The 25,246-nt window shown below is 39.7% G+C and carries 30 protein-coding genes and 1 pseudogene; 24 read left to right on the top strand and 7 right to left on the bottom strand.

Annotation, left to right across the window (positions count from 1 at the left end):
* Positions 1-3: 3 nt before the first annotated feature.
* Complete coding sequence (locus ABFV83_RS15815) at positions 4-243, bottom strand: HPr family phosphocarrier protein (RefSeq protein ID WP_349945154.1); 240 nt, start codon at positions 241-243, stop codon at positions 4-6.
* Between the two features lie 262 nt (positions 244-505).
* Here ABFV83_RS15815 and ABFV83_RS15810 point away from each other — a divergent pair, with 262 nt between their 5' ends.
* From ABFV83_RS15810 to ABFV83_RS15765, 10 genes are all read left to right on the top strand, one after another.
* Positions 506-1,480 carry an AraC family transcriptional regulator gene (locus tag ABFV83_RS15810; protein WP_349945153.1) on the top strand — a complete coding sequence of 325 codons (975 nt, stop codon included), beginning with the start codon at positions 506-508 and terminating at the stop codon, positions 1,478-1,480.
* A gap of 90 nt (positions 1,481-1,570) precedes the next feature.
* Positions 1,571-1,975, top strand: coding sequence for a hypothetical protein (locus tag ABFV83_RS15805; protein ID WP_349945151.1), 405 nt, complete (start codon positions 1,571-1,573; stop codon positions 1,973-1,975).
* A gap of 23 nt (positions 1,976-1,998) precedes the next feature.
* Positions 1,999-2,919, top strand: a complete 921-nt coding sequence (locus tag ABFV83_RS15800) for a phosphatidylglycerol lysyltransferase domain-containing protein (RefSeq protein WP_349945150.1) — start codon at positions 1,999-2,001, stop codon at positions 2,917-2,919.
* A 2-nt stretch (positions 2,920-2,921) separates the two neighbouring features.
* A complete protein-coding gene (locus tag ABFV83_RS15795; RefSeq protein WP_349945149.1) occupies positions 2,922-3,971 on the top strand; it encodes a GNAT family N-acetyltransferase in 1,050 nt (349 codons plus the stop codon).
* A gap of 148 nt (positions 3,972-4,119) precedes the next feature.
* Positions 4,120-5,109: an aldo/keto reductase gene (locus ABFV83_RS15790; protein ID WP_349945147.1), complete on the top strand. Its 990-nt coding sequence runs from the start codon at positions 4,120-4,122 to the stop codon at positions 5,107-5,109.
* Positions 5,110-5,157: 48 nt separating this feature from the next.
* Complete coding sequence (locus ABFV83_RS15785) at positions 5,158-5,355, top strand: DUF951 family protein (RefSeq protein ID WP_054741362.1); 198 nt, start codon at positions 5,158-5,160, stop codon at positions 5,353-5,355.
* A gap of 151 nt (positions 5,356-5,506) precedes the next feature.
* Positions 5,507-5,794: a 30S ribosomal protein S6 gene (rpsF, locus tag ABFV83_RS15780; RefSeq protein WP_349945145.1), complete on the top strand. Its 288-nt coding sequence runs from the start codon at positions 5,507-5,509 to the stop codon at positions 5,792-5,794.
* Positions 5,795-5,816: 22 nt separating this feature from the next.
* On the top strand, positions 5,817-6,269 hold the full coding sequence (locus tag ABFV83_RS15775; RefSeq protein WP_349945143.1) for a single-stranded DNA-binding protein: 453 nt from the start codon (positions 5,817-5,819) through the stop codon (positions 6,267-6,269).
* Between the two features lie 21 nt (positions 6,270-6,290).
* Positions 6,291-6,557, top strand: a complete 267-nt coding sequence (rpsR, locus tag ABFV83_RS15770) for a 30S ribosomal protein S18 (protein WP_038283310.1) — start codon at positions 6,291-6,293, stop codon at positions 6,555-6,557.
* 214 nt (positions 6,558-6,771) lie between these two features.
* Positions 6,772-6,948: a hypothetical protein gene (locus ABFV83_RS15765; RefSeq protein WP_349945141.1), complete on the top strand. Its 177-nt coding sequence runs from the start codon at positions 6,772-6,774 to the stop codon at positions 6,946-6,948.
* Between the two features lie 141 nt (positions 6,949-7,089).
* Here ABFV83_RS15765 and ABFV83_RS15760 read toward each other — a convergent pair whose 3' ends face one another.
* Positions 7,090-9,159 (bottom strand): methyl-accepting chemotaxis protein, encoded by a 2,070-nt coding sequence (locus ABFV83_RS15760; protein ID WP_349945140.1) that lies wholly within the window; start codon positions 9,157-9,159, stop codon positions 7,090-7,092.
* Positions 9,160-9,455: 296 nt separating this feature from the next.
* On the opposite strand from ABFV83_RS15760, the gene ABFV83_RS15755 reads away from it, so the two are divergent.
* From ABFV83_RS15755 to ABFV83_RS15690, 14 genes and pseudogenes are all read left to right on the top strand, one after another.
* On the top strand, positions 9,456-10,109 hold the full coding sequence (locus ABFV83_RS15755; protein WP_349945138.1) for a Crp/Fnr family transcriptional regulator: 654 nt from the start codon (positions 9,456-9,458) through the stop codon (positions 10,107-10,109).
* Positions 10,110-10,452: 343 nt separating this feature from the next.
* Positions 10,453-10,647 carry a site-specific integrase gene (locus ABFV83_RS15750; RefSeq protein WP_349945136.1) on the top strand — a complete coding sequence of 65 codons (195 nt, stop codon included), beginning with the start codon at positions 10,453-10,455 and terminating at the stop codon, positions 10,645-10,647.
* Positions 10,648-11,674: 1,027 nt separating this feature from the next.
* Positions 11,675-12,322 carry a hypothetical protein gene (locus ABFV83_RS15745; protein WP_349945135.1) on the top strand — a complete coding sequence of 216 codons (648 nt, stop codon included), beginning with the start codon at positions 11,675-11,677 and terminating at the stop codon, positions 12,320-12,322.
* A 91-nt stretch (positions 12,323-12,413) separates the two neighbouring features.
* Complete coding sequence (locus ABFV83_RS15740; protein ID WP_349945133.1) at positions 12,414-13,325, top strand: AraC family transcriptional regulator; 912 nt, start codon at positions 12,414-12,416, stop codon at positions 13,323-13,325.
* Between the two features lie 95 nt (positions 13,326-13,420).
* On the top strand, positions 13,421-13,858 hold the full coding sequence (locus ABFV83_RS15735) for a peptide deformylase (protein WP_349945131.1): 438 nt from the start codon (positions 13,421-13,423) through the stop codon (positions 13,856-13,858).
* A gap of 132 nt (positions 13,859-13,990) precedes the next feature.
* Positions 13,991-14,446 carry a GNAT family N-acetyltransferase gene (locus tag ABFV83_RS15730; protein ID WP_349945130.1) on the top strand — a complete coding sequence of 152 codons (456 nt, stop codon included), beginning with the start codon at positions 13,991-13,993 and terminating at the stop codon, positions 14,444-14,446.
* An 86-nt stretch (positions 14,447-14,532) separates the two neighbouring features.
* The gene (locus ABFV83_RS15725; protein WP_349945128.1) at positions 14,533-14,958 is read left to right on the top strand and encodes a GyrI-like domain-containing protein; all 426 of its coding nucleotides are present in this window, start codon (positions 14,533-14,535) and stop codon (positions 14,956-14,958) included.
* A gap of 264 nt (positions 14,959-15,222) precedes the next feature.
* A complete protein-coding gene (locus ABFV83_RS15720; RefSeq protein ID WP_349945126.1) occupies positions 15,223-15,651 on the top strand; it encodes a glucose PTS transporter subunit EIIB in 429 nt (142 codons plus the stop codon).
* Positions 15,624-16,089 (top strand): annotated as a pseudogene (locus ABFV83_RS15715) (family 1 glycosylhydrolase); the annotation flags it as partial. The gene ABFV83_RS15720 and the pseudogene ABFV83_RS15715, both read left to right, overlap by 28 nt.
* Before the next feature lie 159 nt (positions 16,090-16,248).
* Positions 16,249-16,902, top strand: coding sequence for a response regulator transcription factor (locus ABFV83_RS15710; protein WP_349945124.1), 654 nt, complete (start codon positions 16,249-16,251; stop codon positions 16,900-16,902).
* Positions 16,903-18,321, top strand: coding sequence for a HAMP domain-containing sensor histidine kinase (locus ABFV83_RS15705; protein WP_349945123.1), 1,419 nt, complete (start codon positions 16,903-16,905; stop codon positions 18,319-18,321).
* A complete protein-coding gene (locus ABFV83_RS15700) occupies positions 18,305-18,853 on the top strand; it encodes a hypothetical protein (RefSeq protein WP_349945121.1) in 549 nt (182 codons plus the stop codon). The genes ABFV83_RS15705 and ABFV83_RS15700 overlap by 17 nt, the downstream gene beginning before the upstream one ends.
* A 71-nt stretch (positions 18,854-18,924) precedes the next feature.
* Positions 18,925-19,677 (top strand): hypothetical protein, encoded by a 753-nt coding sequence (locus ABFV83_RS15695; protein ID WP_349945119.1) that lies wholly within the window; start codon positions 18,925-18,927, stop codon positions 19,675-19,677.
* Between the two features lie 278 nt (positions 19,678-19,955).
* On the top strand, positions 19,956-20,216 hold the full coding sequence (locus ABFV83_RS15690; RefSeq protein WP_349945118.1) for a GlsB/YeaQ/YmgE family stress response membrane protein: 261 nt from the start codon (positions 19,956-19,958) through the stop codon (positions 20,214-20,216).
* A gap of 196 nt (positions 20,217-20,412) precedes the next feature.
* Here ABFV83_RS15690 and ABFV83_RS15685 read toward each other — a convergent pair whose 3' ends face one another.
* The 5 genes from ABFV83_RS15685 to ABFV83_RS15665 form a co-directional block, all read right to left on the bottom strand.
* Entirely contained in the window at positions 20,413-21,192 is a 780-nt protein-coding gene (locus ABFV83_RS15685) for a DUF169 domain-containing protein (protein WP_349945116.1), read from the bottom strand.
* Positions 21,192-22,058, bottom strand: a complete 867-nt coding sequence (locus ABFV83_RS15680; RefSeq protein WP_349945114.1) for a MetQ/NlpA family ABC transporter substrate-binding protein — start codon at positions 22,056-22,058, stop codon at positions 21,192-21,194. The genes ABFV83_RS15685 and ABFV83_RS15680 overlap by 1 nt, the downstream gene beginning before the upstream one ends.
* A 14-nt stretch (positions 22,059-22,072) precedes the next feature.
* Positions 22,073-22,756 carry a methionine ABC transporter permease gene (locus ABFV83_RS15675; RefSeq protein WP_349945112.1) on the bottom strand — a complete coding sequence of 228 codons (684 nt, stop codon included), beginning with the start codon at positions 22,754-22,756 and terminating at the stop codon, positions 22,073-22,075.
* Positions 22,756-23,718: a methionine ABC transporter ATP-binding protein gene (locus ABFV83_RS15670; protein WP_349945110.1), complete on the bottom strand. Its 963-nt coding sequence runs from the start codon at positions 23,716-23,718 to the stop codon at positions 22,756-22,758. The genes ABFV83_RS15675 and ABFV83_RS15670 overlap by 1 nt, the downstream gene beginning before the upstream one ends.
* 212 nt (positions 23,719-23,930) lie before the next feature.
* Entirely contained in the window at positions 23,931-25,244 is a 1,314-nt protein-coding gene (locus ABFV83_RS15665) for a GHKL domain-containing protein (RefSeq protein ID WP_349945109.1), read from the bottom strand.
* Positions 25,245-25,246: the final 2 nt, after the last annotated feature.

Here is a 25,246-nt window from a genome sequence, read left to right as displayed (position 1 = left end):
TGGTTATGCTGTTTTTTCGAGCAGAAAATCAGACAGAGAGTCCAGAATTTCCTCGTGGTCATTGTCATAGATGATAAGCTCCAGACCGGCATCCGGACAAATGGTCATAAGGCCGAGAAAGGACTTGGCATCAATGACAACGCTTCCTTTGCATAAATCCATGTCACAGTCGTATTGGCTGACTGCTTTGACGAATGCAGTCACTTCGTCTATATTACCTAAACGGATTGGGTACCTTTTCATATGGCTCACCTCTTTAAAAAAATGGTTGTATTAGGACAAAATTCCAAGCTGATTATATGTAATATATAATAAATAAGCCATGTCTTAATTTGCATAAAAACCGTCTTTTCTTGCAAATAATTCTGTAAAGGTGGTACAATAGACGTAAGCGTCTATTATCTTGCTGCATTCCCCAAATGCCGCTTTGCGGCGCTTGGCTCATTGCTTTCATGGTATAATAATCTGGGGAAAAGCATAAAAATATGTCGTTTGGAGGGGAAGCATGAAAAAAGAACTTCTGAAATATTTAAGGAACGCATCAGAGGGGAAGAATGGTTTATGGACGGAAAAAGCTTCGGCTCTGTGCCACTGTGCGAAAGAACCGGGAGGAAGCCCGGTTGATGAGGACTCTGCAATGGGACAGAGAAAGGTGATGGACATGTGCTGTCAGCCTCACAAGGTTCCGATTCCGGATCATTGTCACAATTATGTGGAGCTGGTTTATATGTATAGCGGATCCACCGTACATGTGATTAACGGAACCAGTATCCTGCGGCTGGATACCAATGATCTTCTGCTCATAAAGCAGGGGACGAGCCATGCCGTAGAATCCGCAGATGGGGAGGATATTGCAGTTCATTTCTTTTTACAGCCGGAATTTTTCTTTCATCTTGAGCTGATGGCTGAGGAGGGGAATGTTCTGCGCCACTTTTTTACCGGGTCCCCATCAGGAAAGAATTCTATAGCAGATTACCTTCACTTTCATTTGCAGGATATGCTGCCTGCGAAGAATCTGCTGGAGAATATGATCTGGTCGATGATGAGAGATAAAAAGGACAGACAGGACATTGATCAGGATACCATGGGAATACTTATTATGGAGCTGTTTCATAATGCGGATAAGGCAGAATTGCATGACATGGCCCAATATGAGGAAAAAATTGCAATGAATGCATATCAATATTTAGAGAATAATTATCCTTCCGCAACCTTAGAGGAGTTTTCAGCTCTTTCCATGCAGCCGCCTTATTATATCAGCCGTTTGTTTAAGCGTCATTATCAGGTGACGTTTACGGAATGTCTGCAGCTTATCCGGATGATGAGGGCGGCAAATTTTCTTACCTCCACATCAAAGCCGGTGGAAGAGATCATTGCGGAAGTGGGCTATGAAAACAACAGTTATTTTCACCGGCTGTTTAAGGAACGGTATGGTATGACGCCCAAGCAGTACAGGGATAAGTCTAAGCATCAATTCTGAAAAGATTATGAAATATTTCCCAGGAACATTGACTTTCAATCAATACATTATTATAGTTAAGGCAAAGTGAAAAGAGGCGGCAGATACTGGATGAATGGATTTAGAGAACGTTTTGCGCGTTTTATGATTGGAAGATACGGCATGGACAGGCTGGGACAGTTTTTAAACGCCGCAGCTTGTATTTTTCTTGTGGCCGGCTTGTTTGGCGGCGGCAGGTTGCTGGACATTGGGGCTCTGGTTTTTCTGTTTTTATGCTATTTCCGCGTGTTTTCAAAGGATATTGGGAAACGTTTTAAGGAAAACCAGAAATTTGAACGGATTTGGTTTCAAATCTCAGAAGTATTCCGAAAGTGGCGTTTCAAGCTTCAGCAAACCAGGAAATATCATATTTATAAATGCCCGAATTGCAGGCAGAAGATCAGGATTCCCAGAGGAAAAGGAAGGATCAGCATTCATTGTCCGAAATGCGGCAACGATTTTATAAAAAAAAGTTAACAGTAATATAGAAGGGAACAACTATGAATTTACAATTTAAGCCGATCGAGGCAGAGGACATAAAAAAGATAGCGCCTTTTTATGCCTTGCGGCCCAACAGAACCTGTGACAGCGTTTATTTAGACAGTTTTATCTGGAGAGACTATTATCATGTGAAATATGCCATAAGCGATGATAAGGCATTGCAGTTTTTGATGGAAAAGGACGGAGAGCCTTTTTCCGCAATGCCCATGTGCAAAGAGGAAGATCTTCCGCACTATTTTCAGGAAATGGTAGATTATTTTAATCAGGTTTTAAAAAAGCCTCTTCGTATTTTTCTTGCAGATGAAGAGGCAATTAAATTCTTAAAGCTGGATCCGGAAAAGTTTGAGGTTAAAGAACAAGAGGACTTAAAGGATTATCTTTATGATGGGGAAGCCATGAGGACTCTGGCTGGGAAAAAGCTTCATAAGAAGAAAAATCACTTGAACTCCTTTTTAAGAGAATATGAGGGCAGGTACGAATACCGGACCCTTTGCTGTTCTGACCGGGATAATGTGCTGGGATTCCTGGATGATTGGTGGGAGAATAAGGTGGAAGCCGCGGAATTCGTCCGGCAGCTGGATTATGAGGTTATGGGGATCCATGATATACTGAAGAACTGTTCCCTGCTTAACGTGAGGATGGCAGGCGTTTATATCGACGGAACTTTAAAAGCCTTTACCATCGGCACCTACAACCCCTTTGAAAACATGGCAGTCATCCACATTGAAAAGGCTGACCCAACTGTTAAGGGGCTTTATCAGTTTATTAACCAGCAATTTTTGATCCATGCATTTCCGGAAAAGCCGGTGCTTATCAACCGGGAGGATGATGTTGGAATGGAAGGCTTAAGAAAAGCGAAAATGTCTTATTACCCCATTGATTTTGCAAGAAAATACGGAGTCGTTCAGAAGGGCTTTTAACTATGATACGGTATTTAAAGCAGGAAGAAAAAGGCGAGAGCCGGCCGCTTTGGGAAAAGGTTTTTTCTGAGGATTCCCAGAGCTTTATAGATTATTATTATTCGGACAGGGTAAAGAAAAATAAGATCCTCACTGCCTGGAATGAGGAGCGGGTGGTAGCCATGCTGCACCGCAATCCTTATGAGGTGGTGGTTAAGGATCGTTTATGGAAGATCGATTATATTGCCGGGGTTGCTACGGATCCGGATTGCCGCCATCAGGGATATATGAGGCGGCTTTTAAGCCGCTGTTTTTCCGATATGTATATGGAACGGATGGGGTTTTGTTTTCTGGTGCCTGCCAATCCGGCGATTTACTTTCCTTTTGATTTTACCTATATATGCGATCTTCCGGAGGTGGCGTTAAACGAAAAAGGACGGCAGCGCCTAAGCCGCCGCGCTTTTGTGGAGCGGTCGGATGAATGCAGGGAAGCTGCAAGATTTGTGGGTAGGCAGCTGGAAAAAAGGTATGAGGTCTATGCACTCAGGGACGAGGAATATTATCTGAACTTAAGCAGGGAAGTAAGAAGCGACCGAGGGGACCTGATCCTTCTTTTTACCAGAGATGAAAGAGAAAAGCTGGCCGGCGTATGGGCTTATTACGGAGAGACGGCAGAAAATCAGAGAGAGCTTATCTGTCTGCCTGATTATATAAAGGAAGCAGGTCCATTAAAACCGGCTGTTATGGGCAGGATCATTCATGTGGAACAGTTTGTTACCGTGATACGTCTAAAAGAAGACTGTCCGGTCAGCGAGATGGAATTGTTTATTGAAGTAAAGGATGACTTTATCCGTCAAAATGACGGAGTGTTCCGTTGGAGGCTGAACCGGGAAGGCTCCTCCCTTGTCCCGGTAAATGATGATGCCGGGATCAAACCACATTTGTCCATGGGAATCAGTGAAATGACCTCCTGGCTGTTTGGATATGGGATGCCAGACGTGCCTGAGGACAGAAGGTCCATGGTGGAACGAATCCGTCCTTTAAAGGGAGTCTTTTTTGACGAAATCACTTAAGCGCTTTCTTGGAAGGGAAATAAAGCAGGTCAGCTTTGGCGGGTTCGTTGGAATCCGCCTTATATTTTAGAATAAGTTGTCTGGCAGCGGAATATGCTGCTGGTCGAAGAATGAAAAAGTGATTAAAAGGAATTAAAGGAGAAAAGGTATGCATCAGGCAGCAGAAGACAGATATGAGAGAATGGAATATAAGCGTTGCGGAAGAAGTGGAATTTTACTTCCCAAGGTGTCCTTGGGGTTATGGCAGAATTTTGGCCTGGAAAAGCCTTTGCAGGAGCAGCGGGAGATTCTTTTAAGGGCATTCGATATTGGAATCACCCATTTTGACCTGGCCAATAATTATGGCTCTCCGGCACTGGGGAAGGCCGAGGAGAATTTCGGAGAGATCTTAAAAAGCGATCTTGGAAAATACCGGGATGAGCTGATCATTTCCACCAAGGCCGGATTTGATATGTGGCCCGGACCTTATGGAAACTGGGGTTCCAGAAAGTACTTAATGGCCAGTCTGGACCAAAGCTTAAAACGGCTGGGGCTGGAATATGTGGACATTTTCTACCACCACAGGCCGGATCCTGAGACACCCTTAGAGGAAACCATGGGGGCTCTGGCTGACATTGTGAAACAGGGAAAAGCCCTTTATGTAGGGATCTCCAATTACGGAAATCAGGAGGCGGGAGAAGCAATCCTTATGTTAAAGGATATGGGAGTTCCCTGCCTGATCCATCAGCCAAGATACAACATGTTTGAAAGAGGGGCGGAAGATGGACTGTTCTCCACACTTCTTGAAAACGGCGCAGGCTGTATCTGCTACAGCCCTCTGGCTCAGGGAGCGCTTACTGACAAGTATTTAAAGGGCATCCCTCAGGAATCAAGGGCTGCAAGAAAGGGAACGACCGTAGGCGGCCGTTATTTGTCAGAGGAAAAGCTGGGGCAGATAAGGCAGTTAAATGAGCTGGCCCTTGAGCGGGGACAGACACTGGCCCGGATGGCCCTTTCCTGGGTGCTTCGGGAGGAAGCAGTGACTTCCGTTCTGATCGGAGCAAGCAGCGTAAAACAGCTGGAGGACAGCGCATCTTGTCTTGAGAATCTTAAATTTACACAGGAAGAATTGGAAAAAATCGATTCTATTTTAAAATAAGCAGGAAACAAGGAAAGTTTGTCATGGATGGAAGGGGCAGCGAATGATATGAATTACGAGGTTGGAGATATTGTGAAACTTAAAAAGCCCCATCCCTGCGGAAGCCAGGAGTGGGAAATCTTAAGAGTCGGTGCGGATTTTCGTTTAAAATGCATGGGATGTAGTCATCAGGTCATGGTACCAAGGAAGCTGGTGGAAAAGAACACAAGGGGCTTAAAAGGGCAGGATGGCCAGCCAAAGGCCTAAAACGATGAAAACCAAAGGAAAAGATTGGGAAAAATGAGAAAAGGACTTGCTTTTATCAGATGTTTCCGGTATAATATTAATCCGTGACATATAGATTCCTTGCTCCTGCAACTGAAAGCAGGGGCCAGAGACCACAAGGAGGTAAAGAAGCATGAACAAGTATGAGTTAACCGTTGTTCTTAACGTAAAGCTCGAGGATGAAGAGAGAGCAGCAGCCATGGAAAAAATTACGGGTTATATCACTCGTTTCGGCGGCGCTGTAACAAACGTTGATGAATGGGGTAAGAAGAGATTAGCTTACGAGATTCAGAAAATGAAAGAAGGATTCTACTACTTCATCAAATTTGATGGCGATTCCACAACTCCCAACGAGTTGGAAGCACACATTCGTATTATGGAGCCTGTCATCAGATACTTATGCGTAAGACAAGAGGCATAATAGATAAAGAAAGCGTGATCGTATGAACAAAGTAATCCTTATGGGCAGATTGACCCGTGATCCAGAAGTAAGATATTCCCAGGGAGAGCGTGCTATGGCGATCGCAAGGTATACCCTTGCAGTTGACCGCAGAGGACGCAGGAATCAGGACGGCAATGAGCAGACAGCCGATTTTATCAATTGCGTTGCATTTGACAGAGCAGGTGAGTTTGCGGAGAAATATTTCCGTCAGGGCATGAGAGTACTGATTTCCGGAAGGATCCAGACTGGAAGTTATACGAATAAAGACGGCATTAAGGTTTATACAACAGATATTATTGTAGAAGACCAGGAATTCGCAGACAGCAAGGGCGGATCTTCCGGAGAAGGCGGCGGCTATCAGCCAGTCTCCAGACCGGCACCCTCCAGTGCAATCGGCGATGGATTTATGAATATTCCGGATGGAGTCGAAGACGAAGGACTTCCATTCAACTAAATCTAACAGGAGGTAGTACCAATGGCATATAATAGAAATGATAAAGCTGATGGCGCTAAGTTCAAAAGAGGCGGCATGCGTAGAAGAAAAAAAGTATGTGTATTCTGCGGAGAGAAGAACGGCGTTATTGATTACAAGGATGTAAATAAATTAAAAAGATATGTGTCTGAGAGAGGAAAAATCCTTCCCAGACGTATCACTGGTAACTGCGCAAAGCATCAGAGAGCGCTTACCGTTGCAATTAAGAGAGCAAGACATATCGCTCTTATGCCTTACACCATGGAATAAAGCGGTTTATTGCCGTTTGGGCCTGGTTTAAGCAAGTTATAAACAAACATCAGAAGAATTGGATGTTTACAGGGAGACTCTGCACGAAAGTGCGGGGTCTTTTTTTATTTTGCGATTTTATGAAAATCTATATAGAAATTTGGTTATAAACTCCACAGATTCTTTTGGGCTTTGGCGTTATAATGTCAGGCCAGGGAGAGGAGGAATCGTATATATGGTAGATTATTTAAGCCAGCTTCTTCATTGTATTGTTGATTCTTATATTGAACAAGAAGAGCAAAATGTGAGGAAAGAAGAAAGGGAAGCTATTTATCTGGAACATTCAGATATTAAGACAACTCAAAATTATGCGAAGCCCAGCTGGAGAAATTTTAAAAATCCAATGCCATAATGTTTGAAGTCAGCATAGGAAAGTAATAAAAACAAATAAATACAGCTGCAAATACCATATTGGAATTTGCAGCTGTATTTATTTGAGCCATATACTTTATATCTCAGAGATAACAATAATTAAATCTTATTAATGTTTATTTCAATACTTTCCATCAGTAACGCTTACCATGTTGTTATTAAGCAAAAAGGAATCATCAGAGTCCACATTATCATTCTTTGAATATAACAAATAATTGGTTTCAGTAAGGCTGAATTTAGAAATAAGCTCCTTTAGAACATTGGATTGACCAGATAGTTCTTCACTTGCTGCGGCACTTTCTTCCGCGGTAGCAGCGTTTGTCTGAACCACTGAAGAAATTTGATCAATTCCCTGATTTATTTGAACTATTGCCATTGCTTGTTCTTGAGAAGTTTGTGCAATCTCGTCTATTAATGCAACTGCCTCCATTGTCACTTCTACGTTTTTCTCTAGAGAAGCTGCTGTATTGCTGGAAATTCGGGATCCATTTTCAACCGCTTTGATTGTTTCACCGATTAAAACAGTTGTATTCTTTGCTGCCTCAGCTGACTTTCCGGCAAGGTTTCTGACTTCATCTGCAACAACAGCAAAGCCCTTTCCGGCTGAACCTGCACGGGCGGCCTCAACTGCAGCGTTCAATGCGAGAATATTTGTTTGGAACGCAATGTCATCAATAATTTTAATGATCTTAGATATTTCAGATGATTTTAAGGTGATCTGATTCATTGCGGTTATCATATCCTTCATTTGGTCAATGCTGCCATGTAATTCCTTTTCTGCAAATCCTGATTTCTCATGTGCTGATTTTGCATTTTCAGCGCTTTTTCTAATTTGTTCAGTTAATTCTGCAAGTGAAGCGGATAATTCCTCAATAGAGCTGGCTTGTTCGGTTGCTCCCTGGGAGAGGGCTTGTGCACTGTTTGCAACTTGCTCTGCGCCACTATTAACTTGTTCTGCAGATTGATTAATTTGCAGTAATGTAGAATTTAAATTTTCAAGTAGTGCCTGCATATTATCTTTAAGTTTTTTAAATTGGCCGGCATATTCCTTATGAAGCTCAATCCTTAAATCACCATGTGACATATCTTGTAAAGCATCGCATATTTCATCTATATATCCCTGATAATTTACCAGCTGCTTAATGGTAAGGTTAAACGCATCAGCAAGCTGGCCAACTTCGTCTTTGGACTTTATAGAGAGCATAACATCAAATTTGCCTTGAGCGATTTCCTGTGCTGCAATAGTGACCGTTTTAATAGGCATAGATATACTGCTGCTGACAAAATACGTTATTAATGCACCTATGAGGATTGCCGCAATAGATATAAAAGCAAGGGTTTTTACCAGCAAGTTGATACTGGATAAAATATCATTTTTTTCAACCCCGAATATGATAATCCAGGGAGTATCCTGAATTGGTGCGTAGCCTGCGATTTTAGTAACCCCATGATATGTATATTCCCCGCTGCCAATTTCACGAGAAGTCATTTTTTGGGTAAGCTCTCCCAGTTCTCGTAAAGATTCATCAGTTTTCATATTTTCAATGTCATTATCCTGAGCAAAAACCAAATCTGTATTTTTGTGTCCCACTGTTACGCCTTGATTGTTAATCATATAAGCGTAGCCTGTTTGCTTATAACTTACGCTGCTTACAATTTCACTTAGTGTATTGCCATCCCTTCTTCCATAGATGATACCTACAAGCTGGCCCTGATCATAAACAGGTGCGGAAAAAATGGTAACAAGTTCACCGGTAGCACTGCTGATAATCAAGTCTGATACCGATGCCTGGCCACTTAGGGCAGTTTGAAAGTACTCGCGGGAAGCCACATTAGTGGTTTCATGTTTAGAGTTGAAAACGGTTGCGTTTCCTTCCTTATCAGCAAAGGCGAAAGCAAGATAACCAGATCTTTTGGCTTCTTCTTCAAAAAAGGCAACCTTTTCATCAAACGTCAGATTTTCATCTAATAAAATAGGATTTTGGGCAAGAGAACTGATATATGCCAGTTGCCCGTCAATTCTTGCCTGTACATACCTTGCCTCTTGCTTTGCCATATCCATTAAATGGTCATGGCCATCCCGGACAAGTTGGTTGGTAATGGCAGTTGTTGTAAAGGTCCCTATGCCTATATTTAAGATAAGAATAATTGCTGTAAATATCAGTAAAAGCTTGTATTTAATTGATTTCATGGTCTTAACCTCCCGGTAATGTTTAGTGATTTTAATTGTTTTGATTTTTAAATCTTGAATAATGCAGCTTATTAATTCTTTGCTGGCAGGTGTTTTTCCTTGCAAGGAATACTTTATTATTTTTCTTTTTCTTCAAAGAATTCGGCAGAGCCTCTGCAGGCATGATCAATGTTTTATTGTGGAAACCTCCTGTTTTGTAGTTTAATTGCTAATAACGATACTTTACAGTTAATTAATTTTAGCATATAATTAGATAACCCACCGTGTCACATGCTACGATTTTGAGGCGAATTTTGATGAAATATGTAGATTTGATAAAAAATACTTTTATTGGCTGTCAATTGACAAATGATGAAATAAGGCTGGCTCGCAAGAATTCTGATTTGATAATTAAGCATTTCGATAAAGGGCAATTTTTACATTTGGAGGGTGAGAAATGTCTTAGTCTGGAAATTTTGCTGGTTGGCAGTATTGTTAGCATGCAAATTGATGAATATGGGACAGAATTAGTTATAAATACTTTTGAAAGCTATGAAATAATTGCCGGTAATATCCTGTTTGGAACTTTACCAAAGTATCCCTTGTCCTTTTTTTCTGAAACAAAAGGGACCTTATTGCAAGTTAATAAGTTATTTTTGTTTGATCTTTTTATAAAAAGGCCCAATGTACTTAAACAGTTTTTGATTCTTATTTCCAATCGTGCTATAAGTCTGGGCGGTAAAATCAGGCTTGCCAAGCGAAAGTCATTAAGGAATAGTATTATGGAATATTTGCATTCACAAAGTTTATTTCAGGGTTCATCTATCATTACTTTACCTATTTCAAAAACAGAGCTTGCTAATAGATTTGGAGTACAGCGAACCTCCGTGTCAAGGGAATTCTCCAGAATGGAAAGGGATGGATTAATAAAATTAAATAATAAAACTATTGAAATATTAAATAGACTATAAAGTGCTGCAATTTAACTTTCTAATTTGAAAAAGGCTTCATATGGCGGTGTGAGGTCTTTTTTTAGTTAATTGTCTATGAAAACCTTTATAAATGTCTGGTTATATTTTTACTGATTTTAAGGAAGGTTGGCGTTATAATTGCTGACTGAGGAATTATAAGTTGTTACTGAAATTTAATGACGTTGTAGTTAAAATAAGGCTGGTTTTAAAACAGATTTTAAAGGAAAAATAATTGTGCCGAGAAAATAATTAATTAAGAAGTGGACTTGTGGATCGGCTATAATTAACTGGACACAATTTTTAAGGGCATATATGATATTTTTAATTGAAAGGATGATGCCCTATGACTCAAAACGAGGATTTCAGCAGTCATGATTTCTGTCATACTTTTGGTCAGAGATTAAAAGACAAGGGGGCTAAAGATAACTTCATTATGGACTGGATGGGTCATGCCAGCTTGAAAACAACAAAGATTTATGCTAAGCCAGGACCTAAGAATTTAAGAAGGACAATGCCGGAGTGTTTGAAAACAGCATAAAAAGACAGAATCCTGGGGATGGAACCGATCCTTAGGATTCTGATTATTTGGGTTTAGTTGGGGCATATATAAGTTGTCACACCCAAAAGAATATGGTAAAATATTGTCATGGAACAATCGTGTACAGGGTGTGTTGACCTCATTCTCTATAGAATGGGGGTGATGCTTATGAAATATGACTTTAAGGACTTGATGACCTTTGGTATGTTTCTGCTTGCATTGCTTACGTTCATTATTACAGTTTGTAAGTAATACATAGAAATAGCATTGCAACAAAAAGAAAACCCACCCTGATATACTTTGGCGAGTAGGACGGATGGATTTTCCATGTCTTATGGTCAACCCCCAGTGGGCGGTTGTTCCTCTTAACTGTATTATAGCATATGATATGAGATAATTCAATATTAGTCAAAATTAATTTTACTGTATAAAAATGCACTGATACATAAAAAGAAAGCCCCAAAAGGTTTATCAGTCTCTTTTAGAAATAGATACTTCATTCCAGTGATTTGTAAACAAATTTTATAGGGCCTTATACCTGTTTAAACAAATCTGTAAACAAATCAAAACGAGCGGGACAAGGGCTGACGAAGCAGGATAAATCGTTGGAATATTCAGAAAGATAGCTGACGGGTGCTGAAGAATGGTGACGGAGAGAATGGTAATCATATTGCTCTGATGCCTTATACTATGGAATAAATCCTTATTTTATAAGGGTTTGTGAGTAGGGCAAAGGATTTTAAACAGATTTAATATATTGGGACGTTTTTTCCGGATTGTTTTGCAATGGAAAAGAAAGTTCGATTATATGAAAGGACTTCACATGAGAATGTGGGGTCTTTTTTTGTAAAATAAGAAGTTCATAAAAAGTGTGGTATCGTAATGGCTTACACTATCCTTTTTAGACAATAGAAAAAGCTAAAGATAAATAAGCGCTGAATATTGGTTAAAAATATTTAGTGCTTTATTTTTAACTTCATCTTTGTTATGATCAAATACAAATGGATTAAGGAAAAGGGGAAACTGGATGAATGTAATAAAAATTGAAGGAGTATCGGATTCATATCCTGAACCGGTCGATGGTACCAACGAGTGGTATTTTTGTAAAGATAGCAATAATTGCTTTTGTGATTTATATGAGGCTGAAGAAATCGTTAAATCTGGAGAAGTGTTTTCCGGTATGGTCTGTCATTTGATTCATTATCCGGAGGGAACGGTACACAGTCCATTTGAACGGAAGGAAAATGTATATATTGAGCGGCCAATCTGGGACAAGGGAATATTTTATTTTTTAAGTGTTGATTTTTACAAACAAATAATACAGATATACAGCTATTTTCCAGACAACAAAAGGCTTGAAATGATAAAAGAAATGCCATTGGGGATTGTGGAAGATTGTTATAATCTTATGTTAGAAGTTTCGCCCCTTATGCTTTGCCGGGCAGGAAACGACGGAATCTATGAGATTGTTTGGCCGGAAAATAAAAAAATAGAGATAGGGGAAACGGAAGGATTACTATTCCGTGATGGGGCTGATTTATATTTTTCACAATGGTATGAAGATCCGGAATATCATGAAAATGTTATAATCAGAGATTTTGATACGGGAAGGGTAAAAGAAATACATACTGGTTATATTTGTAAATTACCTAATGGAGTATATTGGAAAATTTAATATAAAGCAGAGTAACTGAACAAAAACAGTACGTAAGATGTAAAGCACATAACCTATAAATTTGATAATGTATCAAATGGCGGAGGTAATCATGGATAGCAGCAAAACTTTTGACGACGTTATAATATATCTGGAAAAGATTATATCTGATGGCTGTGATATTGATTATAATGAAATATCTAAAATCGCTATGAGTCCGGCATCCTTATTTCAACGCATTTTCATTTTTGTAACAGGAATCAGTATTTCTGATTATGTGAGAAAACGCAGATTAACAATAGCCGGGCATGAGCTTAAGAATAATGATATTTCTGTTTTAGACATAGCGATAAAATATGGTTTTCAATCTCATTCTGCATTTACCCGGGCATTCAAAGAACATCATGGGATCACGCCTTCACAGGCAAAACTCGGGTCTGCAAAACTGAATGATTGCCTTCCGATTAACTTTTCAGAAATGAGATTTATAGGAGGAAAGCGAATTATGGCAGAAATGAAAAAAATCATCTACAAGGAAGCAGATGAACGTCTGATGGTCGGAATGTTCCGTAAAACCTCTTTTTCAAGTGCTGGCCATGCATGGCAGGACTTTTTTCAAGGAGATACAATTGGGAAGTTTAACAAGCTTTCAGATGTCAAGTGCTGTGATGACATAGACGAAAATGACGGCATAGGCTTCATGTATGATTTTAACGATAAACAGAACTTCAATATGATTATTGGTGACTTTGTACAAACCAATACTGAAATACCAGAAGGACTGTTTGTTAGACATATCCCGAAAGGTTTAATCGCGCATGTTCAGATTGAGGGTAATAATATTGCAGATATACTTGATTCAGCATATTTATTGATAACGGAAGCTATTGAAAAAACCGGTGGAGTAATTGACTACGAAAATTTCTATTGGTGTGAAGTCTATACCCATCAGCGTTATTCTGAGCCGCTGCGCCGAGGCGAAAAAGTAATCATAGATTACCTGATGCCTGTTAAAGAAAAGTAATTGGGTCTAAGCGCCGTTACACTAAATGAGCATAATGCGAAGCTGTAGAAAAAGTCAATTTTATATAAGCACTGAATATTGACCATAAATATGTAGTGCAGTATTTTTATCTTGATTCTTTACCGGAGTGGGAACAAGATTTACATGACACCCTTATGGATTATAGAGAACGATATGGAGCGGGTCGTGCAGTTGCTGCACCACAGATAGGAATTAAGAAGCGATTGCTATACATGTTTATGGATAAAACCTATATTTTTATAAATCCAGTAATGTCTTTCCCTGATAATGAAAAATATACGCTGTTAGATGATTGCATGTCCTTTCCAGGTTTGATGGTTAAAGTAGAGCGTTACAAGCGTGCAGAGATCTCTTATTTGAATGGGGATTTTAATCCGCAAAAAATGTATTTGGAAGGTGATCTTTCGGAGTTATTGCAGCATGAGTATGATCATTTAGATGGGATATTGGCTACAATGCGTACAGTTGATAATAAGTCGCTTTATTTGGAGCAAATGAAGCGGGATTTTTAATGTTATGTTTGTTTGAAAATGAATGCCATAAGAATCATATGGTTTAACGAATGTATACACTTTTGAATTTGGATATAATGATAAACAGGAAGAATAAACTATTTGAAGTGTTAGCTTCGGAAGGGACAAATTATGTTTATAGATACAGACTTTCTTAGAAGTGATGAAATATTTCTTAAATTAGAAAAAACGGTTGAAGGTAACGCAGATAAAGATTGGCTTCCGGCATATCACTTTGATATTTGTGATAAATGTGGAACCAAAATGGGGGAATGCGATTTACGTATTGGCCACAACGAAAAAGTTTACTATGGGGGCAATATTGGTTATGGCATAGACAAAGAATACAGAGGACATCATTTTGCAGGAAAGGCTTGTATGTTATTGTTTGAACTTGCAAGAAAACACCATATGGAATACCTGATTATTACCTGTAATCCGAATAATTATGCTTCAAGGAAGACCTGTGAGTATGCCGGCGGAATTTTAGAAGAGGTAGTTCAACTGCCAGATCAAAATGATATGAGGTTGAACGGAGAAACAGAGAAGTGTATATATCGATTTGATTTACATAATCGTTTGAATTAGTTAATTGTTGGACGAATTACAATTTGCAGAATAACTTGAATTTTTCATAATATTTATATAAATAGGAATTTGCCGGGGGTATTTTGATGAAAATTGAAAAATGCACAAAAGAATCATTTGCTGTCATTGGAAAAGAAGGCAGTACAGATGACGGAAAAGGTTTCATTCAAAAGCTTTGGAATAATGCTAACTCACAATTTAATGAAATAGCACATTTAGCAAAAAAGGATGCCCAAGGGAATCTTTTAGGAATTTGGGGTGCGATGACTGATTTTTCCCGCTCCTTTAAACCGTGGGATAACTTTTCCCAAGGATTATATCTTGCTGGTGTTGAGTGCTTAGATGATGCTATGGCACCATGTGGATGGACGAAATGGGTGATTCCTGGATATGAATACATTTATGTTGAAAGAGAAGATAACCATACTTTTCCTTGCGTTATTAAGTATTTAGAGGAAAATAATATTTCTCTTGCCTTACTATGTAACTTATATACGCCTGGAAATCTATGATATTACCACTCAAATGCCTGCGATCAGTATTGTGGAACGGCTGGGAAAGAAGCTGTATCGGTATACTTCCAAAGGAACGGACAATACTTTAAATTAGAAAATTTGTGAAATAAAAAACATACTGTTACGTAGAAAAAACAAGTGAGAATTTCCGTCACTTGTTTTTTTACGCCCTGGAATTGATGACAAGGAACTTGATAAACAGTATAATCACAATCAGCGTAAACGATGTAAAGTCATCAACTGATAAGAAAGAATGTAAAGATGGCGAGAGATTATGCGGTTGTATCAAAAGCGATTGTGGAACATATTGAGGGAATGCACAATATTTCCAGCCTTACCCACTGTATGACCCGTTTAAGATTTGTCCTGAAAGATGAAAGTAAGGCAAATGAAGCGGCGGTCAAAGCCATTGACGGCGTTATGGGAGTTGTAAGGCAGGGAGGACAATTACAGGTTATTATTGGAAACCATGTCGGAACTGCTTATCAGGAAGTTTTAAAATTAGGTGACTTTGGAGAAGAAAGTAAAGTTGCAAGGGGAGAAAAGAAAGAACCTTTAACCCTGAAGGAAATCGGAAATAACATGTTAGATGCCATTGTGGGAACCATGTCTCCTTTAATTCCGGCAATCTGCATGACCTTGATTTTATCTTATAGACTACCTATCAGGCAGGACATCATATTTTGGTAGCCAGCGCTTTGGCTACTAAGCTGGCCCATGAATATGATCCAGGCAATCAGGTGGGCTGTATGTTTGCAGGAGGCAGTTTTTACCCTTACTCCTGTAAGCCTGAGGATGTTTGGGAGTCTGTGAAAAAAGAACAGGAAAATTTATTCTTCATTGATGTACAGGTGCGGGGGGGCTTATCTCTCTTATGCCCGTAAACTCTTTCGTGATAAGGGAGTCAGTCTTATTATGGAAAATGGGGATTTGGAGATTTTGAAAAATACAGTGGATTTCTTTTCCTTCAGTTATTATGCCAGCCGCTGTGTAGCTGCAGATATGAATGATAAAACAGCAAATGAGGGCAATATTCTCCGTTCTGTGAAAAATCCTTATTTACAAACAAGTGGATGGGGCTGGAGCATTGACCCGCTGGGACTTAGAATCACCATGAACCAGTTGTTTGCCGGTTTTTTACAAGATTGATACATCCATATGTTATTTTATATAGTAAGATGAACAATATAAAATAATAATAAGAAAAATATTAGCAGATACCATGAATCAGATTTGGGACCTGGTTTTTTTATGAAAAGAGGGGAACTGGATAGAAAGGAAATAAAAATGCATAATATTTTAATTGTCGAAGATGAAAAACCTATATCTGATTTTATTAAGATAAGCTTGAGAACCATGGGATATGAGTGTGAGCAGGTCTATGACGGGGAAGCGGCTGCAAATAAAGTTTTGGAAAAAAGGTATTCGCTGATTCTTCTGGATATCATGCTGCCAAAGGTCAATGGATTTGAATTAATGGAATTTATCCGGCCTATGGGGATTCCGGTAATATTTTTGACTGCAAAAGGAAGTGTGCAGGACAAAGTAAAGGGCTTCAAGTTAGGCGCTGATGATTACCTGACAAAGCCCTTTCAGATAGAGGAATTGCAGGCCAGGATTGAAAACGTGCTCAGGCGGTATTATAAAACAGATGAAGTCTTGTCTTACAGAAATATTTCTGTGGATGTATCATCACACAAAGTGACAAAGGCTGGGCAGGAGATTACACTAACAGAAAAAGAGTTTAAATTACTGGTGCTATTCATTAAAAATAAAAACTTGGCATTATTTAGAGAGCAGATTTATGAGAGAGTATGGGAAGGGGAGTATACTGGTGATAGCAGAACAGTTGATATGCATATACAAAGGCTGCGTAAAAAATTAGATCTATATGATCAATTGGTATCTGTATTTAAAATTGGATACCGTTTGGAGGATTAAATGAAACTTTCCTGGAAGATATTCTCAAATACATTTCTGGTCGTTCTGTTCGCATTGACATTAGAGGGCGTTATACTGCTGTCAATGACATTCCATAAAGCATATTTGCTGGAGGTTGAGAGGGAAAAAGAAAATATTGAAAACATTCATCGGGATCTGGTAACGCTGCTTGCGAATGACAGCAGTACATTGTATAAGGAACCAATAAAAAGTATTGAGGAAGCAATTGATACTTTGAAAAACAATTGGAATGGAGAATTTTATAGAATAAGGGATGAAAATGGAAAGGTATTATTTCAGAACGATAATGCAGGGTTTTTAGATAAAGAGAGTAGTGAATTATCTCTTTATAGAATTGTATATCGTGTGGAAAAGAATGCTAAGGGTTATTTTTTACAAATGTCAGTTCTGACAGAGCTGCTTGGACAACCTATTATAATTGAGGTTTATAAAGATCTCACACAGGTTTTTTTAGAGAAAGAGGAGCAGCAAAGAATATTTATAATAACCATAATTGTTGTGGGAGCCATAAGCGCATTGCTGAACGCTGTCAATGTTATAAAATTAACGAAACCAATTCATAAATTGATTTATGCGGTGAAAAAAATCAGGTCAGGAGACTACACGGAAAGAGTGGAATATAAGGAGAAAGATGAAGTTGGTATTTTGGCATCCGATTTTAATGGTATGGCGGAACAATTAGAAGAAAAAATCCAGTTGCTGAAGGAAACGGCAAAAAAGCAGGAAGAGCTGGCAGGCAGTCTGGCGCATGAAATCAGAACGCCTCTTACTGCCATGATAGGATATGCGGATTTAATAAAGAGAAGCAAAATGGAGGAGCAGGATTTCCTATATGCCGTGGACTATATTATTTCGGAAGGAAAGAGACTGGAAACACTTTCAAACAGGATGATGCAGTTATTAATTGAAAAAAATGCAATACCCAATTATTCCGTCAGTACCGTTCAGAATTTGTTGGAAGATGCCCTGGAAGCAATGAACCCTGTTTTTGACAAAAAGAAAATTGCTGTAAAAAAATCTTCTATCAATTTTCTGATCAAAGCAGATATGGAACTTATGAAAAATGTTTTGTTAAATATATTAGATAATGGCGGAAAAGCGGCTGGCGTGAATGGTAAGATTATGATAGAAACTGGCTGTAAGAGTGGTAATGTATGGATTTCAATAACGGATAACGGGATGGGTATGCCAAAAGAGGAGATTTCTAAAATTCAGGAAGCCTTTTACCGGGTGGATAAAGCCCGTTCCAGAGCAGATGGGGGAGCAGGCCTGGGGTTAGCTATTTGTTCTAATATTATGAATATTCATAAAGGAGAGATGCTGTTTGAGAGTGAAGTGGGTAAAGGGACTACAGTGACATTGGTATGGAAAGGAAGTATCGATGAACAGGACATCTAATTATGTATTATATCTGACCAAGGTAGCTGCCTTAGCTTTGGCAATCCTGATCTTTCCATATCTTTATTTTCAGTATCAGGACCGGAAGCTGTTAAGTGAGACAAAAGAAATGAATATGAATGTTTTTGAGATGGATAAAATAGAAAATAATACGTTAACACTAGAGGAAAAAATGAAGCTGTTAACTGACGACAATGCAAATCTAAAGCTTATTGAACTTAAAACAGGAGACAGATTTAGCTTATATGAGGCGCGCAGACAATGTTTTCGGGAACTGAGCAGGATTCCTGTTTTAGAGATTACTATTTATGGTCCCATATTAAGAGAGATTGATATAACTCCTTACCTGTTAGTTAACTCAGAGACACCGTCGAGTTCCATGCTTATATGGAAAGGATCTCTGACAATAAAGGATATCAAATATCAAATCACTATGGAAGAGGAAAGCGGCAAGATACTGTTTATTCAGCCAGTGGGAGAAAAAGATGATATTTTGGAAATGCAGTGGGAAGAATATTTAAAAAACCCATAGGCATAATACAAGTTTGTTACATTTATTTGTGAGAATACAGTATAACCTAAAAACAAATGGAGGATATTCAGATGAAAAACAAAAAATACGGGATGCTGCTATTAGGAAGCCTTGCAATTACAGTAACACTGTCCATAAGTGCTTGCGGAAATAGAGCATTAAGCACGCAAAAGGATACTGGGTCTGCAGAAATAACAGAGGAAGTAACCCAGAAAGAGCCGGCCCAGTCAGAAAGTACATATTCTGAAAATACTGGCTCTAAAGAAACATCGGCTGCCAATACCAGCGGAACCGATGAAGTGCCAATGTTAAAGTTACCGGAAGGCATATCAGGCATGAAGGCGGAGTCAAAACCGTTGAAAGAACTAAGAGATCTGATCATTGAAGACATGGAGGTACCGGAGGAATATTATGAAACGACAAATTATTTTTATAACTATATTGATTTAAATGATGATGGTAAGGATGAAATATTTGTAATGGTAACAGGTCCTTATACCAGCGGCTCCGGTGGAAGCAGTGCATTGCTGTTATCTGAAAATGGTGGAAAGCTGCACGTTGTCCAGGAATTTACATTAATCAACGAACCAATCATTGTCAGTGATAAGTTAGAAAATGGATATCATGAATTAATTGTTCCGTATTATTACGAAAACAAGGCTCAGTATTCTGTATTGAAGTTTAATAATGGTGCTTACTCCAATGTACCGGATGGAGAGATAATAAATAGTCTGGAGGGTGTAAAGGGGAAAGCAATTATTGCCAATGACAGGATTAATGAAGTGCAGGCAGGAATCATGGGAATAAATCTTAGTCAAGAGTAGATAATGAGATCATGTGTTCTTTTATTATCCAAAAGGTGCTGGAAACAGTACCTTTTTTTTGCTGTGTATAAAAAATACAATTATGGTACAAACTAACTATAAATACCTGGTGAGGACAAAAACTTATACATGGTGTCCCGTATGTCTTACGAGGATGCTTATTTGGTTTTATAATAATTCAAAATGATTTGTTTTTTGAATTGATTGACTAACAGGTTTTTACACAAATAATGATGAATTTCATTATAAATAATTCTTTTAAAGAGAGGTAATAAACGATGGGAATTATAAGTTGGATTATTATTGGTGCTCTTGCCGGTTGGATTGCCAGTATGTTCACTGGTAATAATGAAAGTATGGGCGCTGGCGCCAATATCGTGGTAGGGATCATCGGCGGTTTAATAGGCGGGTTTTTAATGAACCTTCTTGGAGGAACCGGCATTACCGGATTTAATGTCTGGAGCTTGATCGTCTCTATTGTTGGTTCCGTTATTTTATTATGGATTGTAAATGCAGTGAGAAGACAAAAGACTGAGTAAAATAGTAAAAAATATCCTGAAGCGATCTGAATACTCATGTTTAAGCAAAAAGGGTATGTCAAATAGACTGTATGATACAGTACAGATTATTTGATATACCTCTTTCGAGATAAAAGCCAGGAAATAAAACAAGCATGAAAAATACCGGTTTTCCTGGTGATTTTCATGCTTGTTTTTTGCAAGATCTAAACCTGTCTTAACAATCCTTATAGTAATTATACTGATATTTCATATCAAGTGGAATTTTGCATTCCGCAAAATTCTTTGCAATCTTCTTTTTGCTTTCATCGTCTTCCATGATGTTAATGGTCTGATAAATCCCGTCAACTACCTTGGAAAATCTTGATACAGGGATTCCGGCAGCCATCTCATCCTTTCCCCAACCGGCCAGATGCCGTGTACCGATGCATAACAGGGAAATGTTCATGTCCTGGGTCACATATGGCCTTGCGGAGCATTCCAGGCAGACGGCCTGATTGCCCAGCATATTGATGTTCCCAGGCATCCCATAAGAATAAGCGTATCCCTGGGTGATTCTCATGATGCTGTAGGGATTGGCCACGATCACGACCACATCCGGCGGGGCCTCATACTTTTCTAAAGGCTGTACCAACACTCCGTGCATCGGCTGTTGGGAGTAGGAAAGCCCTGCCCGTACCTGTGCGCTTAATTCCAGGCTGGAGTAAAGGCCTAATCTGGCCCAGTTTTCTCCGTGAGCGTTCTTTTCATCGGCACAGTTGATTCCAAGGACTCTTGGGCCGCTCTGGCAGGAGAAAGAACTTGCATTGGCCTTAATGCTGTGCCCTGCGCTGGCTCCTTTTACCATCTGACAGTAACGGATGGGCTTTTGAGGAAATACCGCTTCCACGCTTTGAAATTCGGCTTCTGTTTCAATCAGCTTTACTCCTACGGCCTTACGGGCAAGGTCAAGAGAAGCATATAATTTTGAAACATCTTCTTTCCAATGGTCAGCCATTATTCCTTTACCTGATCGTCGCTTGTATAGAATTCAAATACATTTGGAAATGCCTTGTTTATCTTTTCCTGAACGGCCTGGTCCTTAAAGCACTCTGCAAAGGCAGCCGCCCAGTCGGAATCCACCTCCTCTTTCCGGACAATGACACCCATGGGATAATTGATCATGGAAGTATCTCTTGCAATATAAGAAGATGCATCCTTCCCTGCTGCAGCCATATGGGTAAAGAAAACACATGCACCGTCTACGTCAGATAAAGTGGTCACTGTCTGTCCCTGATCCATCTCAATGATTTCAAATTTTTTTGGGTTTTCCACGATGTCGGCGACGGTTGCCTGCTTCTGGTCCGCATTCAATTTGATCAGACCCTGGCTTTCCAGAATCCGAAGGGCAATGTCTTCATTCATGGCGTCGTTCATCACTGCAATTCTTGCACCGTCAGGGAATTCTGCGGTTGAGGAATGTTTTTCAGAGTACAGGCCGATTCCTGTATACATGGCGTATGGTTTTGCCATGTCAAGATTTGCATTGTTATTTTTATTGTAGCTCATAACAAATTTTTTGTGCTGTCCCAAAGCCATGTCCGTCTCTCCGCTTGCACATGCTTCCAGAACCACTGGGTTGGAATCAAAGGTTTTGAATTCTGTTTCGTAACCTTTTGCTTCGAAGATATCTTTAATGGCATCGTAGTAAACCTTGGATATAGAGGTTCCGCCAATTACAATTTTTTTGGAAGCCTCTTTTGGGTTTTCTACGCTTTGGGTGGTTTCTTCCGCTTTCGGCGGGAGATCATTTTTTCCGCATCCTACTGTGCCTGCGATTGCCAGCATGGCAGTTAAAGCTAAAAATAAAGTTCTTTTTTTCATTATTTTCTCCTTTGCTAATTCAGCTTGTTATATATCATTTTTCCTAATCCCTGGATCAGAAGAACGAACAAAATAAGAATGATAACTACAAAATACATAATTGCATAGTCAAACCGCTGGTACCCGTATGTCAGGGCGACAGCCCCAAGACCGCCGGCTCCCACGGCTCCTGCCATGGCTGTCATATTCAGCATGTTGATCATCATAATGGTGAAATTGGATACAAGGCTTGGCAATGCCTCTACTAACATGATTTTGTATATAATCTGAGGCTTGGAAGCGCCAAAGGCCTTGGCCGCTTTTATGAGCTGAGGATCCACTGTCTGGAGGGAATTCTCCGTCATTCTGGTTGCAAAGGGCGTACAGCCGATGGTAATTGCAAATATGGCAGCTTCCGCTCCGATTCTTGTTCCAAGCACCAGTCTGGTCAATGGACCAATGGCAACAATCAATATCATGGTGGGAAATGACCGGATAATATCCGTTATCTTTCCAAGGACATAATTCACTGTCCGATTAGGAGAAAGCCCGTCTTTGTCTGTAATAAAGAGAATGATACCCAGGATCATGCCGAAAAAAATGGATAAAATGGCAGAGACAAAAACCATCTGAAGGGTAGCCAGGATAGCCGGTAGGATTACCGTAGGTAAATATTGCAGTAAATAGGATCTTTCCAGCCATTGTGATATGGTGTTCATCAAAGTGACCTCCTCTCGGTTCTGTAAACGACGCCGCGAGATTGGAGATAGTTCTCACAAGCGGGCAAATCCTCTGCATTTATATTTATAGTTACATTGCCATGTTTCTGGTTCTGAAATTCAAAAAAGTCTGAATTTACCATGGTATAAGGTCTTTCCAGCAATTTTCCAAGCTCCCATAGCAGAGAATCAAAGGAAAGCTCAAATATGAGATTGACCCCTGATCCGGGAATCATTTCTCCTTCCTTCATCCCAAGAAGCTTTTGCAGAGCAGGAGGCTTTTGGAAGAAAAGCTCTCTTACATTTCCGGAGACAACTGCTTTTCCGGCTTCCATAATTGTCATTTTACTGCAAAACTGCTGCACCACCGGCATTTCATGGGTAACCATGATAAGGGTGATGCCCGTTTCTTTTCGTATTTTATCCAGGAGATTTAAAATAGAGGCGGTGATGCTGGGGTCCAGGGAGGAGGTACTTTCATCGGAAAGTATGTATTTGGGATTCATGGTCAGAGCCCGGGCAATGGCGACTCTCTGCTTTTGTCCGCCGCTTAACTCGGAAGGCCTGGTCTTTAGCTTGTCCTGCAACCCTACCATCTCTGCCAGCTCATAGACCCTTTTTTTGATATCAGATCTTGGAATTTTCCAGCATTCCATGGGGAGAGCAATGTTTTGGTATACATTTTTTCTGTTTACCAGAGAAAAGTTCTGAAAAATCATTCCCATATTTTTACGGAAAAGCCTTGCCTCCTTCTCTCCCAGGGATTCGAGGCACACGCCGTCCACAATAATAGATCCGGACTCATAAAAATCCAGTCCGGCAAGACAATTTAAAAGTGTAGATTTTCCAACTCCGCTTGGCCCTACAAGCCCATATGCCTCTCCATCTTCTATGGTCAGGCTGATATTTTTTAAAACTTGCAGGTTTCCAAAGGTCTTACTTATGTTTTTTATTTCAATCACGGCTGCACCTAATCTGTTGATGTCGATTATTATGTATCAGACTGCTGTTTCAATTTGACTATTTTATTATGCCGTAGCCATATAAAATAGTCAAATTGAAATATGCTATAGATAATGTACATTAATAGAAAGTTTCTATATATGATTCATTTACAGAATCCGGGTTTATTACCAGTTGGTGATAGTATTACAGATGAATTTCAGGATTATGACTATTCAAATGAAATCCTGGAACGGTCCATAATGTTTACCATAGCTGTAAAGGTAGTTTCATTAAAGTACACGTCAAAATCATCACCGGGCCGGTTTAATATCCTGCGGATGCTTAAAAGTCCCAGGCCGCCATCCTGCTTGCTGGATAGTAGTTTTCCCCCGCGTTCTTTGATGTGACCGTTATAGGAATTTTCCGCCAGCATCATCAGGTGATCCTGCCTCCATCTTGCCTGCAAATGGATAAAGCGGTTCTCCCTAAGCTTCATACAGGCTTCCATGGAATTCTCCATCAGGTTTCCTATGATAATGCAAAGAGTCAGGTCATCAATAGGGATATGAGCGGAAATATCCAGGCCGGTCACAAATTCTATCTGGTTTTCCTGGCATCGGATGCCGTATTCCTGAAGGATCTGGTTGACGGCAGGATTTTCACAGTAATTTTGTTCCCTTGAGGTATCCAGTTCTTTATTTAAGTCAAGGAGGTATTTCCGCTGCTCGTTCCTGTCCATATTGAGAAGGGCGTGGATGTGGTGCCTGAAATCGTGGCGGATTATCCGAAGCTCCTCTGCATGTTCCAGCATCTGATTATAATGTTCCCTTTGTTTTCCGATCAGTTGTCTTGCAAACAAAAGCTCTTCTTCCGTCTTTTTTCTTGAAACAGCTTCCAGAGTACTGGAGAGTATCATGACATAAAGCACCAGGATCATGGTACAGAAGGCCAGATAAAATACAACGTCTTCAAAACCTTTTTTTGTCAGGGATTCTCTGGAAAATATGGTGGAGGTACCAAACAGTGAAATGGTCAGTGAAATGGCCGGATAGGCGGTCAGGAGTAAGTTGGAGCGTTTGGATAACTGAATGAACAGCTGGCTGGTCATCTCTTTCAGCCAGCAGCGGACAAAGATATAGAATCCGCAGGCAGACAGGAGAGAGACAATGACACAGATCTGGCCATAGGAAAGGAATAGGGATTTTCCAAGGACTGAGGCGGCAAATTCGTTTAATGACATGGACAGGACTGCAAAAAGCCAGGCGGATAAGTAGAGAAATACCTTTTTCATCAATTCCCCATTAAAAAATATGAGGAGCAGAAGAAAAAAGAGGCAGGAAAATATCCCCTGGATCACGAGAAAAACCGGTTCCCTGATATGAAACAGGGATTCCAGGGAAAACATAATGACCCAGAGGTATGCCGATATGGCCGCGATGTTTTCCCTGTTTTTTCTCTTTGGTTCCAGACAAACGAAAATAGGCATCATGCGGACTGCAAGATTGATCAGATTTAATACGACGTTACATGCTGCTTCATTCATGT

The sequence above is a fragment of the Lacrimispora sp. BS-2 genome (genome assembly GCF_040207125.1).
Classification (GTDB): Bacteria; Bacillota; Clostridia; order Lachnospirales; family Lachnospiraceae; genus Lacrimispora.
Note: the sequence above shows the minus strand (reverse complement) of the source record. Positions and strands in the feature narration are given on the sequence as shown.

Excerpts from the sequence above, each read along its gene's own strand:
- ABFV83_RS15815 (WP_349945154.1), bottom strand. The coding sequence starts at position 243 with ATGAAAAGGTACCCAATCCGTTTAGGTAATATAGACGAAGTGACTGCA.
- ABFV83_RS15810 (WP_349945153.1), top strand. The coding sequence starts at position 506 with ATGAAAAAAGAACTTCTGAAATATTTAAGGAACGCATCAGAGGGGAAG.
- ABFV83_RS15805 (WP_349945151.1), top strand. The coding sequence starts at position 1,571 with ATGAATGGATTTAGAGAACGTTTTGCGCGTTTTATGATTGGAAGATAC.
- ABFV83_RS15800 (WP_349945150.1), top strand. The coding sequence starts at position 1,999 with ATGAATTTACAATTTAAGCCGATCGAGGCAGAGGACATAAAAAAGATA.
- ABFV83_RS15795 (WP_349945149.1), top strand. The coding sequence starts at position 2,922 with ATGATACGGTATTTAAAGCAGGAAGAAAAAGGCGAGAGCCGGCCGCTT.
- ABFV83_RS15790 (WP_349945147.1), top strand. The coding sequence starts at position 4,120 with ATGCATCAGGCAGCAGAAGACAGATATGAGAGAATGGAATATAAGCGT.
- ABFV83_RS15785 (WP_054741362.1), top strand. The coding sequence starts at position 5,158 with ATGAATTACGAGGTTGGAGATATTGTGAAACTTAAAAAGCCCCATCCC.
- rpsF (WP_349945145.1), top strand. The coding sequence starts at position 5,507 with ATGAACAAGTATGAGTTAACCGTTGTTCTTAACGTAAAGCTCGAGGAT.
- ABFV83_RS15775 (WP_349945143.1), top strand. The coding sequence starts at position 5,817 with ATGAACAAAGTAATCCTTATGGGCAGATTGACCCGTGATCCAGAAGTA.
- rpsR (WP_038283310.1), top strand. The coding sequence starts at position 6,291 with ATGGCATATAATAGAAATGATAAAGCTGATGGCGCTAAGTTCAAAAGA.
- ABFV83_RS15765 (WP_349945141.1), top strand. The coding sequence starts at position 6,772 with ATGGTAGATTATTTAAGCCAGCTTCTTCATTGTATTGTTGATTCTTAT.
- ABFV83_RS15760 (WP_349945140.1), bottom strand. The coding sequence starts at position 9,159 with ATGAAATCAATTAAATACAAGCTTTTACTGATATTTACAGCAATTATT.
- ABFV83_RS15755 (WP_349945138.1), top strand. The coding sequence starts at position 9,456 with ATGAAATATGTAGATTTGATAAAAAATACTTTTATTGGCTGTCAATTG.
- ABFV83_RS15750 (WP_349945136.1), top strand. The coding sequence starts at position 10,453 with ATGACTCAAAACGAGGATTTCAGCAGTCATGATTTCTGTCATACTTTT.
- ABFV83_RS15745 (WP_349945135.1), top strand. The coding sequence starts at position 11,675 with ATGAATGTAATAAAAATTGAAGGAGTATCGGATTCATATCCTGAACCG.
- ABFV83_RS15740 (WP_349945133.1), top strand. The coding sequence starts at position 12,414 with ATGGATAGCAGCAAAACTTTTGACGACGTTATAATATATCTGGAAAAG.
- ABFV83_RS15730 (WP_349945130.1), top strand. The coding sequence starts at position 13,991 with ATGTTTATAGATACAGACTTTCTTAGAAGTGATGAAATATTTCTTAAA.
- ABFV83_RS15725 (WP_349945128.1), top strand. The coding sequence starts at position 14,533 with ATGAAAATTGAAAAATGCACAAAAGAATCATTTGCTGTCATTGGAAAA.
- ABFV83_RS15720 (WP_349945126.1), top strand. The coding sequence starts at position 15,223 with ATGGCGAGAGATTATGCGGTTGTATCAAAAGCGATTGTGGAACATATT.
- ABFV83_RS15710 (WP_349945124.1), top strand. The coding sequence starts at position 16,249 with ATGCATAATATTTTAATTGTCGAAGATGAAAAACCTATATCTGATTTT.
- ABFV83_RS15705 (WP_349945123.1), top strand. The coding sequence starts at position 16,903 with ATGAAACTTTCCTGGAAGATATTCTCAAATACATTTCTGGTCGTTCTG.
- ABFV83_RS15700 (WP_349945121.1), top strand. The coding sequence starts at position 18,305 with ATGAACAGGACATCTAATTATGTATTATATCTGACCAAGGTAGCTGCC.
- ABFV83_RS15695 (WP_349945119.1), top strand. The coding sequence starts at position 18,925 with ATGAAAAACAAAAAATACGGGATGCTGCTATTAGGAAGCCTTGCAATT.
- ABFV83_RS15690 (WP_349945118.1), top strand. The coding sequence starts at position 19,956 with ATGGGAATTATAAGTTGGATTATTATTGGTGCTCTTGCCGGTTGGATT.
- ABFV83_RS15685 (WP_349945116.1), bottom strand. The coding sequence starts at position 21,192 with ATGGCTGACCATTGGAAAGAAGATGTTTCAAAATTATATGCTTCTCTT.
- ABFV83_RS15680 (WP_349945114.1), bottom strand. The coding sequence starts at position 22,058 with ATGAAAAAAAGAACTTTATTTTTAGCTTTAACTGCCATGCTGGCAATC.
- ABFV83_RS15675 (WP_349945112.1), bottom strand. The coding sequence starts at position 22,756 with ATGAACACCATATCACAATGGCTGGAAAGATCCTATTTACTGCAATAT.
- ABFV83_RS15665 (WP_349945109.1), bottom strand. The coding sequence starts at position 25,244 with ATGAATGAAGCAGCATGTAACGTCGTATTAAATCTGATCAATCTTGCA.